This window comes from Pseudomonadales bacterium (assembly GCA_013215025.1).
Lineage (GTDB): Bacteria > Pseudomonadota > Gammaproteobacteria > Pseudomonadales > DT-91 > DT-91.
In genome coordinates this window covers 1-11,640 of the sequence record JABSRR010000054.1, presented here as the reverse complement: position 1 = coordinate 11,640, position 11,640 = coordinate 1, and the positions used below count along the sequence as shown (strand labels likewise).

Here is an 11,640-nt window from a genome sequence, read left to right as displayed (position 1 = left end):
GACCGTCGAAATCGACCAAGTCTTATATAGAAGGGATCTATTCGCGATACTTTAGATGAAATGCCAGCACTCAGTTATATACATCAGCTTTAAATAAGCAGTAGATTTGAGTGTAAAAGTTTATTTACGCTCAATACCTGCATCATTCAACACTTTGGCCGCAATTTCTTCAATCGACACATCGGTTGTATTAATGTAGTTAATGGCATGTCGACGAAACATCGTTTCCACTTCATTCACTTCAAATTCGCATTGTCTTAGCGACGCATAGCGACTGCCAGCGCGACGCTCATGGCGAATAGAGGCCAAGCGTTCAGGCTCAATGGTAAGCCCCACTATTTTATGCTTATAGTCTTTTAACGCCTTAGGTATGCCAGCCTGGCCGTCAATATCATCTAAATCGTCTTCGGTAATAGGATAGTTGGCAGCATATATACCAAATTGCAGTGCCAAATATAGCGAAGTAGGGGTTTTACCACAGCGTGAAACGCCAACTAATATCACGTCGGCTTGATCATACTGACGGGTGCGCCCACCATCATCATTTTCCATGGCAAAGTGCACGGCGTTTATACGGTCTTTATATTCAGCTTTATTGGTATCACCGTGAGCACGGCCTACGGTGTGACTAGAGCGCACATTCAACTCATTCTCTAGTGGCTTTAAATATTGATTAAGCACATCAAAATGCAGCGCATTAGCCTTGCGTAAGGTCTGATTAATCGGCTCTTGCACTACCGTATCAAATAAAATAGGCCGCGTAGGCGAACCCTGACTGACTCGATTAATACGCTCAACTACAGCCTCAGCTTTATCTAAGCTATCGATATAGGGCAATACAACGGGGTCAAATTCAACATTTTCAAACTGACTTAGAATACTGCTACCCAATGTTTGCGCGGTAATGCCGGTGCTGTCAGAAACAAAAAATACAGGGATTTTTGTCATGCCTTTTCACTTAAATTATCTTTGAATTTTCGATGATTTTACCTTGTGTTTGCCGTAAAATCGCTGAATATTTTTTTGCGATAAAGTTTTCTATCGTTTTTTCTATTCTCGCTTTAGGAGCGCACAGTGTCACAAGTATTATGGTTTTCTGAATTAGGCATGAACGATGTTGAAATCGTTGGTGGCAAAAACGCATCACTGGGTGAGATGATCTCTAATTTAACCGCCAAAGGCGTATCTGTGCCGAATGGCTTTGCCACCACAGCCGCGGCATTCCGCGAGTTTTTGCAGCATGAGTCACTTGAGCAGCGTATTGAGCAACGTCTAGTTGGTTTAGATATTGATGATGTGAAAGCGCTGGCTGCCGCGGGCACAGAAATTCGTCAATGGATTGTTGATGCACCATTCCCGCCAAGCCTGGAGACTGAAGTTCAGCAGGCATATCAACAATTAGAAGATGGCAATACCTCACTTCGCGTTGCCGTGCGTTCATCAGCGACAGCTGAAGATTTGCCGGATGCCTCGTTTGCTGGCCAACAAGAGACATTTCTAAATATTAACGGGCTCGGCAATGTGATGGTCGCTATCAAAGAAGTGTTTGCCTCACTCTACAATGATCGCGCCATTTCTTATCGCGTGCACAAAGGTTTTGCGCATGCCGATGTGTCGATTTCTGCCGGCATCCAAAAAATGGTGCGCAGTGAAACAGGTGCGGCAGGCGTTATGTTCACTATGGACACAGAGTCGGGCTATAACGGCGTAATTTTCATCACAGCCTCTTATGGCTTGGGAGAAACCGTAGTACAAGGTGCGGTAAACCCAGATGAGTTTTACGTACACAAGCGTGCACTAACTGACGGCAAAGCTGCCGTTTTGCGCCGCAATTTAGGTAGCAAAGCGATTAAAATGGTATATGGCGATGAAGCCGCAGCCGGTAAATCGGTGAAAACCGTCGACGTTGACATGCAGCAGCGACAACAATTTTCAATTTCCGACAGTGAAGTCACCGAACTGGCTAAACAAGCGATGATTATTGAAGCGCACTATGGCCGCCCAATGGACATTGAATGGGGCCGCGATGGTGACGATGGCAAGCTGTATATTTTACAGGCTCGCCCTGAAACGGTTAACTCGCAAAAAGAAAATACCACGATTGAACGCTATCTTTTAAAAGAGCAATCCGATGTGCTGTGTGAGGGCCGCTCTATTGGTCAACGAATCGGCACAGGCCCCGTGCGAATTATCCGTCACATTGATGAAATGCATTTGGTAGAAGAAGGCGATGTATTAGTTTCAGATATGACCGACCCAGACTGGGAGCCAGTTATGAAACGCGCCTCGGCTATTGTCACTAACCGCGGAGGCAGAACCTGTCATGCAGCCATCATCGCGCGTGAACTTGGCATTCCTGCTGTTGTTGGCTGTGGCGATGCAACAGAGGCACTGGATGGTATCAGTGATGCGACCGTGTCCTGTGCAGAGGGTGATACCGGCTTTGTCTATAAAGGGCAATTAGATTTTGATATCAGCCGCAACGACTTGGATAAAATGCCAGATTTACCGTTTAAACTGATGATGAATGTCGGCAATCCGGATCGCGCTTTTGCTTTCCAAGCCCTGCCTAACGAAGGCGTAGGCTTGGCACGCTTAGAATTTATAATTAACCGCATGATAGGTATTCACCCAAAAGCACTGTTAAATTTTGACATGCTTGACGCTGATCTGAAACAGACGATTGCCAAGCGCATTGCTGGATACGACAGCCCCGTCGATTTTTTCCGCAAAAAAATCATCGAAGGTGTCTCATCAATCGCTGGCGCTTTTGACCAGAAGAAAGTCATCGTGCGTCTATCTGATTTTAAATCAAATGAATATGCCCATTTGATTGGTGGGCAAACCTACGAGCCCAACGAAGAAAACCCCATGATCGGCTTTCGCGGCGCATCACGTTATGTTTCAGACGACTTTCAAGCTTGCTTTAAGCTTGAATGTGAAGCCTTAAAGTATGTTCGTGATGAAATGGGCTTTACCAATGTAGAGATTATGGTGCCGTTTTGTCGCACCCCGGGTGAAGCCAAGCAAGTCATTGATTTGCTCTCCGACAACGGCTTAAAACGTGGTGAAAATGATCTACGAATCATCATGATGTGCGAAATTCCAGCCAATGCCTTATTGGCAGAGGAGTTCCTCGAACATTTTGATGGTTTCTCAATTGGCTCAAATGACCTCACCCAGCTATCGCTTGGTCTTGATCGTGATTCAAGCTTAATTGCACATTTATTTGATGAACGTAACGGGGCGGTGAAGAAGTTACTCAGCATGGCAATAAAAGCCTGTCGCGATGCCGATAAATATGTTGGTATCTGTGGGCAAGGGCCTTCTGACCATCCTGATTTTGCTAAATGGCTGATGGAGCAGGGGATATCGACAGTCTCGTTAACACCCGACTCGGTGTTAGATACTTGGATGTATTTAGCTGAGGAACACGCCTAATCGATGCAGTTTATTGCGCTTGAGCAATTAATCAATTTGTATGACGGCTATCGCCGTCGGGTCGTTTTTGATCGACAAGAATGGCTGTTACTTCAGTCGGACGGTGAGGTGTTTTTAATTCAAGCCAACTGTCCGCATATGCAATGGCCGCTCGATCAAGCGGCCATTTCCGCCGACACCATAACCTGCCAAAAGCACCGCTTCGCGTTTAATTTACGTAGTGGCTGCGCTGCTAATCAAGCTGCTAGTCAGTGCAATGCGCTTAAAACACTGCCGCTCAGCTATGACGGAAACCAGATCGGCGTTTGGCGCTAAGGCGCTAAGGCGCTAAGGCGCTAAAGAATTTTGACATATTGCAGCATTTAACGCTGACAAAATATGGTAAGCAAACCCTAGCGGCTGACCGTCTTAACAGTCTTTTGGGCGGTAATAAAATCCAGCAATACATTAGCCGATTCTTGTAGGTAGGCATCATCAATATCGATGGCGTTGCCTACTGATTCTGTCGCAGTCTCTTGCTCGGCTTCATCTGATTCATCGTCTAAGCTTGTTAGCGGCTTCTCACCTTTGGCTAAGCGCAGCTTATTTTCAATCGCTAAGCGTTTCGCTTTATCATCCTCACGCAGACGCTTACGCTCTTTTAAATTGAGTGAGAGAAAATCAATATCTATGCTTTGTTCGTAAGCCAATTTTTCATTAAAGTATTGGAAGTCTGGCTGCAATTTGACGCGGCGTTGTGACTGCCTAATTAATTGCGGCAGCAGTGCAGAGGTTTTATCAAATTCCTTAAATGCCGCCTTACCAATAGAGTCCCACGCTAATGCATGATCAAGCGAACTCTCACCAACTAATTCACTGTTATAGATCTTTGGTAATAAAATATCAGGCACGACCCCGCGATGCTGGGTAGACTCGCCGGAAATACGGTAGAACTTAGACTCAGTAATTTTTAGCTTGCCATGATTCATTGGGGTGAGCGACTGCACCGTACCCTTGCCAAAGGAAGGTGAGCCAATGATTAGGGCACGCTTATAATCCTGCATCGCTCCGGCAAAAATCTCAGAGGCTGAGGCACTCATACGGTTAACCAGTACAATTAAAGGCCCATCATAGTAGGGGCTGAAATATTGTTTGGCTTCGGTATAGGTTTTTTTATCAGACAGACGAATCTGCACGGAAGGGCCTTTCTCAATGAATAATCCGGTTAATTCATTTGCTTCTCGCAACGAGCCACCGCCGTTATTGCGCAAATCAATGATGATGCCCTCAGCACCGTCGTTAACCAGCTGGCTTAGAAGCTTGGCGGTATCCCTTGTAGTTGAGCGATAATTAGGGTCACGTTTTCGCAGGGCTTCAAAATCAATGTAAAAAGCCGGTATATCTAAAATTCCAAACTTATGGACGATACCATTGCTGTCTTCGACATCGATCATGGCTTTTTGTACGGACTGTTCTTCGAGCTTCACTTCATCGCGTACAATCGTAATTAACTTTCTTTCTTCATCACTGACCGCCGAAGCAGGAATAACCTCAAGCCTTACTTTCGAGCCTTTAGGGCCACGAATTAGCTTAACCACCTCATCTAAGCGCCAACCAACAATATCGACGAGCTCTTTATCGCCTTGTCCAACAGCAGTGATGCGATCAGATGGTTTCAATTCACCTTGTTTAAACGCAGGGCCTGCATGAATAAGCCTAACCACGCTGGTAAACTCATCTTTGCTCGACAGCATAGCGCCAATCCCCTCAAGCTTTAGGCTCATGGAAATATCAAAATTCTCCGAGGAAACCGGCGATAAATAATTGGTATGCGGGTCATAAAGCTGGGTGAAGGCATTAATATAGGCTTGATAGACATCCTCGCTATTGAGCTTGGATAATCTGTCAGCTTGATTCTGATAGCGCTTGCGCAGCAGCTCGGTGATTTCTTCGTTACTTTTATCAGCAAGTCGCAGGCTGAGGGCAGCCGCTTTTAAGCGTCGCTCTGCCAACTGATTGACCTCGGCCTCGGATGCAGGCCAGGCTGCTTCCGAGCGATCGAGTTGCATAGCATCGTCATCGTTGAAATCGAATGAGGCAATGGTTTGTGGAAGCGCCGCTAGTAATGCGGTATTTAAAGTAATGACGCGGTTACGGTAACTATTGAAAATATCATATGCAGCCTGCAGATCACCGCTTAGCAACATATTGTCGAGTTTATTGCCATACAAGCGCTGATACTGTGCCACTTCGGCCGCTAAAATAATCAATCGATTCGGATCTAAGGCGGCTAGATAGGCAGCCAGGAAATCTTGCGATAGCTGGTCATTAATCGATAATTCACGGTAGTGGCGTCGCTTTAGCTTATCGACGACCTCAAGTGTGGTAATTTGATGAATGCGTTCGGGTTTTAAATCTTCTGCAGAAAGGAATAACGAGCTGGTCATCATGACCAGGCCAATGAATAACACCCTGAATAACATCATACGAATCTTTAATCCTTGAGATAACAGCAGTATATAATAGAGCTTCGCTATGCAACTAGCCAGTGAAATAGCCTGATCACCACAAGCGGATACAAATTGACTGCCTAAGTTGATTAACCACCGATAAGATGAGCGCTAGATACAGCCAGTAGCCTATCAAGGTAATCTTTTAAACTGTACGCAAGAATATGTGGTTCGGAGCTTGCTGCTTCGACTATTCCGTTTGATTCGACACACTGAAATAGGCTTTGCGGCTGGTATAGGGCTCATAAACTTGGTTTTTAGTCTGCTTTAATACCGAGCCGATCTCGCTCATGCCGGTCACATAGGCTTCAAAGCAGTCTAGTGCTGCACTGATAGGCTTTTCCAAGTAATCACTGCCGGAAGATTGGCGTTTCGATAAAAGATCAATACAGCAGGCCTTGTTTGTCGATAACATCGCTTGGCTGGTGCGTTTAATAATGCTTGATATTTCGGCACTGGATATACTGAGTGGCTCAATCGATTCAAAGAGTGCGCCAATACTAAAAAACTCGGATAAGGCGAAATCTGTAGCGGCCTCTTCAACGCCTTCCCAGCGGGCCTTAATATCTAGGCTGATGTCGTCGTAGCGATCGCCTAAAACACTTGAGAAGTCTTGCTCAAGTATCTGTTTTATATCTATTTTTGAAACTTCAGCAAACTGCTTTAGCTCGGTTGACGAAAGGTATTTTTCCATTAAGGGGAACAGCACTTTTTGCTCAATTTGAATATGGCTCTCAAACAGTTCTACATAATTGCGTAAAAATATCTTCAGCTCCTCATCCTGCAGGGTATCGTGTTTGCGCAATAAAGCGGTGAGGGCAGCAACCACCTGCGCACTGACGTTTTGAATTTCGTGCTTTTCGGATAATAGCGTTTCAAGCTCAATATGTTTTTCAGGGTCGAGTTCGATCAAGGTATTGATCATATTGACCTTTTGTTCGGCATCAAATTTTTGCGGCAGCTCCTGCATATGTTCTACCGTTTTGGCAATCAAGACATAGTCAGGCTCTTTACCGATGCTGTATTCAGCCAGTTGTTGTTTTAACACACGTGTCAGCTCAGTAATATATTTATGCTCGTCTTGCATATTGGCAATATAGGCAGGCACCGACTCAAAATCGTCTACCGGTGCTTTTTGATCATGTTTATCTTTGCGCTGAAAAATATTTAACATATCGCTAACTCATATCTTTTTGGTTTTTTTCATCATATTTGTTTTTTTTAGTATGTGTATTCTAAACAAAGCGATTAAATTAACCATCATCAATATTTAACTACTTGGGAGACAATATCATGGCTGACAAAAAAGACTTAAAAGAAGTTGCAGAAAAAGCATCTGAAACGGCGAAAAACATCTGGCTAGCTGGCCTTGGTGCTTATGGCAAAGCCTTAGATGAAGCGCAAGAAAAGTATGGCGAAGTTTCTGAAAAAATGAATAAAGAATCTAGCCGCTTATTCGAAGAATTAGTTGCAAAAGGCAAAAAGTTAGAAGGTGAAACTTCTGATAAAATCACTGAAGCTAAAGAAAAGTCTACAGCATCGCTTGAAGAGCGTTTGTCTCAAGTGAAAGAAAGCTTAAGCTTTTCAAAAGAAGACAAGCTTGACGAAATCTCTAAGAAGCTTGATCAGTTAATTGACGCTTTAGGCGAGAAAAAAGCGCCTGCTAAAAAAGCTGCTAAAAAAGCCTCTGCTAAAGCATAAGTTTTATCATCAGTTTTTAAGTAACGGCAACGTTACTTTCTGAGCCGTTTGGGGAGCATAAGCTCCCCTTTTTTCTTGTAAAAAAAATCATTAATCAGTAGGGTAAAAGTCTGAGTTGTTTAACTAAAGACCTTATATGAAAACCCGCGAACGCATCCTACTGACCAGCCTAGACCTCTTCAATCACGAAGGTGAACAAAACATCACCACCGTTGATATCGCTAACGAAATGGATATCAGCCCCGGCAATCTTTACTACCATTTCAAAGGCAAAGAAAGCATTATCATGGCTTTGTATCAGCGCTTTGATAACGAGCTATCGTCATTACTGCATCAATCCATATCAGACCCGTTAAGCCTTGAAGAACACTGGCTATTTATTTATGTCGTGTTTGAAGAGATTTACAAATTTCGATTTTTCTATCTTAATTCAACCGAATTAATGATGCGTTACCCTGAGTTAGAGAAAAAATTTCGCCGACTCATGCAGCTGAAATTTTCTACCATAGAGACTCTGTGTCAAAATTTGATAGGTCAAGATGCTCTCAATCGCAGCACTATCGACAGCGCCTGGCTTGCAGAAACCATCAATTTATCGGTGGTTTATTGGTTTCCTTATCAACAGCTAACGCACCCTGATCGGGCGATGGAAAAACAAATTCATCAAGCTGTATATCATGTATTAAATTTACTGGTGCCATATGCGGGTGAACAGCAATTAGATTTCGCCAATGCGATTCAATCACTGTACAAAGATAAAACTTAGCCGTTTATTCATTAACAGCTGAACGCGGCAATCGTTTAAACTAGCGTTTTAGCTTTTCTAGTGAGTGTTATGAGTTTTTCTATATCAATCTGTCCCGTCACCCATTTCCAGCAAAATTGTTCCATTTTATTTTGCCGAGACAGTGGCAAAGCCGCACTGGTTGATCCCGGCGGCGAGCAAGCAACACTTATTAAATTGATCGAAGATGCAGGCATGCAGCTTGAAAAAATCTTTCTTACACACGGCCATTTAGACCATGTGGGTGCTGCGAAGGCCATCGCTGAGCAATATCAAGTACCGATAGAAGGGCCACATATAGCGGATAAATATTGGCTTGACGATATTCCACAATACGCCGAGATGATGCAGTTTCCTGCCACCGAGACCTTTACACCAGACCGATGGCTAGAGCAGGGCGATGAAGTTTGCTTTGGGCAACAGCGTTTGGCCGTGCACCATTGTCCGGGACATACCCCAGGGCATATCGTGTTCTTTCATGCAGAAACAAAAGTTGCGATGGTCGGTGATGTATTATTTAAAGGCTCTATAGGCCGTACCGATTTCCCGGGTGGCAATCATCAACAGCTGATTGACTCGATTCAACAAAAATTATTTAACCTTGGGGATGAGGTGCAGTTTATTCCTGGTCATGGCCCGGTCTCAACCATTGGTGAAGAACGCCAAAGCAATCCCTTTGTTGCTGATCAACGCTACGGATAAGTGATGCAAAACTACTCATACATAGATTTTGATGCGCATTATTACGAACCGGATGACTGTTTTAGCCGTCATATTGAGGCAAAATTTAAAGCCAGCGCGATAAGACCTGATCGCACTAAACCTGATGGCTTAGGGCGCATGATGATTGCTGACCAACGCCTGCATTTTACCTCGGTGATTCAAAATGACTTTGTTGGCGCACCCGGGCTACTGAAAGCATTTTTTAAAGGGGAGAACAGTGACAGTGGGGCGGTTAATTTAAATCCAATTTGCCCACGTGATCATGCCTATATGATGCAAAAAGCTGCCCGCTTAGCGGTAATGGATGCGCAAAACGTCGAAGCCAGCGTAATGCTGCCAACGCTTGGGGTCACCGTGCAACACCATTTAAGTCGCTTCAGCGAATTAGAATACCCTAGCTATCGTGCCTTTAATCGCTGGGTTGAAGAAGACTGGGGCTATGGCGCCGACCAACGAATCTATGCCTCAGCCTGTCTAAGTCTTAATCAACTAGCACCGGCAATTGAAGAACTCGAACGATTAATTGCGGCTGGCGTTAGATTACTGCATTTACCCTGTGGCGCAATCAATGGTAAATCGCCCGGTGACCCATATTTTGATCCATTTTGGGCGCGCGCGGCAGAGGCGGGGGTAGTGATATGTTTTCACATTGGCGAAACTAACTACAACGAAAGCTATGCTGCCCAATGGGGAGAGCCCGCGAATCCACCAATACATCGATTTTCAGCCTTAAATACCTTTTGGGGCATTGGTGCAAGAACCATCACCGACCATATTGCTGCGATGCTGTGCCACAATGTTTTTGGGCGCCACCCAAGCTTACAAATAGCCATAATTGAATTTGGCGCGAGCTGGGTATTTGAGACATTATCAAACTTAGATAAGATCTACCGCATGGCAGACCATAAAGATAAATGGCGCTTTGGTAAACCGAGTGAAAAACCGTCAACACAGTTCAAACAACACTGCGCCGTGGTACCCTTTTTTGAAGAAAACATACCCGCATTAGTAAATTACCTAGGCGATGAATGCTTAATAAATGGTTCAGATTTTCCACACCCTGAGGGCTTAGAAGCGCCAGCTGAAATGTTAGCTGAAATGGAAACCTTAAATCAGCAGCAGCAGCGAGCCATTATGCGTGGCAATGCTGCTCGAATACTTCGAATCAGCGACTAATCAATCGCTGAAAATATCAGAATAGGGATATCGCGAATGCCTTCAGTACGGGCGCGATACTCCTTATATCCTTCATAAATCGCGTCTAATTTCGGCCAAAGCAGCGTTTTTTCAGATTCTGACGCTTCTCGTGCACGCATTTGACGTTTTTCAGCGCCAATTTGAATCGACACCTCAGGATTAGCCTGAATATTTCGATACCATAGCGGCATGGTTGAAAAACCACCTTGCGAGGCCACCATCACAACGTCGTTACCTTCACGCATATATAACAGCGGTGTTTTGCGCGGCTCGCCGGATTTTCTACCAATGGTGGTAAGTATCGCGCAAGGCGCACCCAGAAAAGTATTCCACAATTTACCGTTGGTTTTTTCGTAAACAAAAGTTTGCCATTTACCAATGCGCTTAATAAAACGCTTGCCAAATTTTTCTTGGCCAGCTGACCAAGGTTTATAAGTTTTTTCTGCAGTCATAAAATCTAAAACGGATTGCGATTGGATCGAGGATCGTCCCAATCTAAAGCTTTGGGATCATACCAGTTTAATTCTTGTTGCACAGCAAGCTGGGTAGATTCTGATAAGGTTTGCCAGATGGTTTGTAATTGCTCTGAGGCCTGTTGCTTTTTTCGCGTCTGTGGTGACTGCAGCTGCAAAATTAATTGCGGCAGCTTTAAGGCCTTCGATAAAGAACCAGACACAATGACATCTTCGCCCATAATGATGCGTCGATGGGTGCGCCGATTTAAAACTGTCTCCAGAGTAGTGGCACAGCTAAGCAATTGTTCTTCATTGAGAATTGATAAATCCATTAACATAGTATTTTAAATCGAAACACGTTTATCAATAAAGTGATGAGTATCCTAAGGGCGATGGTTTAACCCAAGTAGCTTACAGCCTTATTATCCTATTTAACATAATATATATTATACGAAGTTTAGGATAATTATTTATACAATTATAAAGTTTACGCAATGATACATGATGCAGATGATACGCTATGCAAGCTAAGCGATTTAAAAGCCATACACATGAAAAGCTAGCCGCTTAAACCCCAACTGGCACTGATACCTGCATACCGATAGAATAAAATCTTAAAAATAACGTGTTTTTGGGTTTATAGATCTACGTTAAAAATGCTAACAAAGCGCTTGCCGACTTATACCCCGAATAAAGGCTAATTTGATTTTCATAAGTAAATAAAAATAACGGTTTCTACGGGCAAGCCGCAGACACTCCGCGATTTTTTTTGACTTATGAGTTGAGGTAAATATGAATTTAATAAACGCTGATGATAAGGATGAAATTGAAAAACAAATAAGTAAGTTGC

Annotated in this window: 11 protein-coding genes; 6 read left to right on the top strand and 5 right to left on the bottom strand. The window is 43.9% G+C overall.

Features of this window, described 5'->3' with window-relative positions:
- Positions 1-120 precede the first annotated feature (120 nt).
- On the bottom strand, positions 121-948 hold the full coding sequence (locus HRU21_05775) for a kinase/pyrophosphorylase (GenBank protein NRA41805.1): 828 nt from the start codon (positions 946-948) through the stop codon (positions 121-123).
- 159 nt (positions 949-1,107) lie between these two features.
- Between HRU21_05775 and ppsA the strand changes: the two genes are divergently transcribed.
- Together ppsA and HRU21_05765 are read left to right on the top strand one after the other, a co-directional pair.
- Positions 1,108-3,441 (top strand): phosphoenolpyruvate synthase, encoded by a 2,334-nt coding sequence (ppsA, locus tag HRU21_05770; protein ID NRA41804.1) that lies wholly within the window; start codon positions 1,108-1,110, stop codon positions 3,439-3,441.
- 3 nt (positions 3,442-3,444) lie between these two features.
- Entirely contained in the window at positions 3,445-3,756 is a 312-nt protein-coding gene (locus HRU21_05765) for a Rieske 2Fe-2S domain-containing protein (protein ID NRA41803.1), read from the top strand.
- A 77-nt stretch (positions 3,757-3,833) separates the two neighbouring features.
- Here HRU21_05765 and HRU21_05760 read toward each other — a convergent pair whose 3' ends face one another.
- Together HRU21_05760 and HRU21_05755 are read right to left on the bottom strand one after the other, a co-directional pair.
- Entirely contained in the window at positions 3,834-5,870 is a 2,037-nt protein-coding gene (locus HRU21_05760; protein NRA41802.1) for a carboxy terminal-processing peptidase, read from the bottom strand.
- A gap of 250 nt (positions 5,871-6,120) precedes the next feature.
- Positions 6,121-7,104, bottom strand: a complete 984-nt coding sequence (locus tag HRU21_05755; protein ID NRA41801.1) for a hypothetical protein — start codon at positions 7,102-7,104, stop codon at positions 6,121-6,123.
- Between the two features lie 119 nt (positions 7,105-7,223).
- Here HRU21_05755 and HRU21_05750 point away from each other — a divergent pair, with 119 nt between their 5' ends.
- The 4 genes from HRU21_05750 (at position 7,224) to HRU21_05735 (ending at position 10,314) form a co-directional block, all read left to right on the top strand.
- Complete coding sequence (locus tag HRU21_05750) at positions 7,224-7,631, top strand: hypothetical protein (protein NRA41800.1); 408 nt, start codon at positions 7,224-7,226, stop codon at positions 7,629-7,631.
- A 136-nt stretch (positions 7,632-7,767) separates the two neighbouring features.
- Positions 7,768-8,397 carry a TetR/AcrR family transcriptional regulator gene (locus tag HRU21_05745; GenBank protein NRA41799.1) on the top strand — a complete coding sequence of 210 codons (630 nt, stop codon included), beginning with the start codon at positions 7,768-7,770 and terminating at the stop codon, positions 8,395-8,397.
- A gap of 69 nt (positions 8,398-8,466) precedes the next feature.
- The gene (locus HRU21_05740; protein NRA41798.1) at positions 8,467-9,117 is read left to right on the top strand and encodes an MBL fold metallo-hydrolase; all 651 of its coding nucleotides are present in this window, start codon (positions 8,467-8,469) and stop codon (positions 9,115-9,117) included.
- Positions 9,118-9,120: 3 nt separating this feature from the next.
- Complete coding sequence (locus HRU21_05735) at positions 9,121-10,314, top strand: amidohydrolase (GenBank protein ID NRA41797.1); 1,194 nt, start codon at positions 9,121-9,123, stop codon at positions 10,312-10,314.
- On the opposite strand, the gene HRU21_05730 is transcribed toward HRU21_05735, so the two are convergent.
- Together HRU21_05730 and HRU21_05725 are read right to left on the bottom strand one after the other, a co-directional pair.
- A complete protein-coding gene (locus HRU21_05730; protein ID NRA41796.1) occupies positions 10,311-10,787 on the bottom strand; it encodes a nitroreductase family deazaflavin-dependent oxidoreductase in 477 nt (158 codons plus the stop codon). The two genes, HRU21_05735 and HRU21_05730, sit on opposite strands and share 4 nt — an antisense overlap.
- Before the next feature lie 5 nt (positions 10,788-10,792).
- Positions 10,793-11,122, bottom strand: a complete 330-nt coding sequence (locus HRU21_05725; protein ID NRA41795.1) for a hypothetical protein — start codon at positions 11,120-11,122, stop codon at positions 10,793-10,795.
- Positions 11,123-11,640 lie beyond the last annotated feature (518 nt).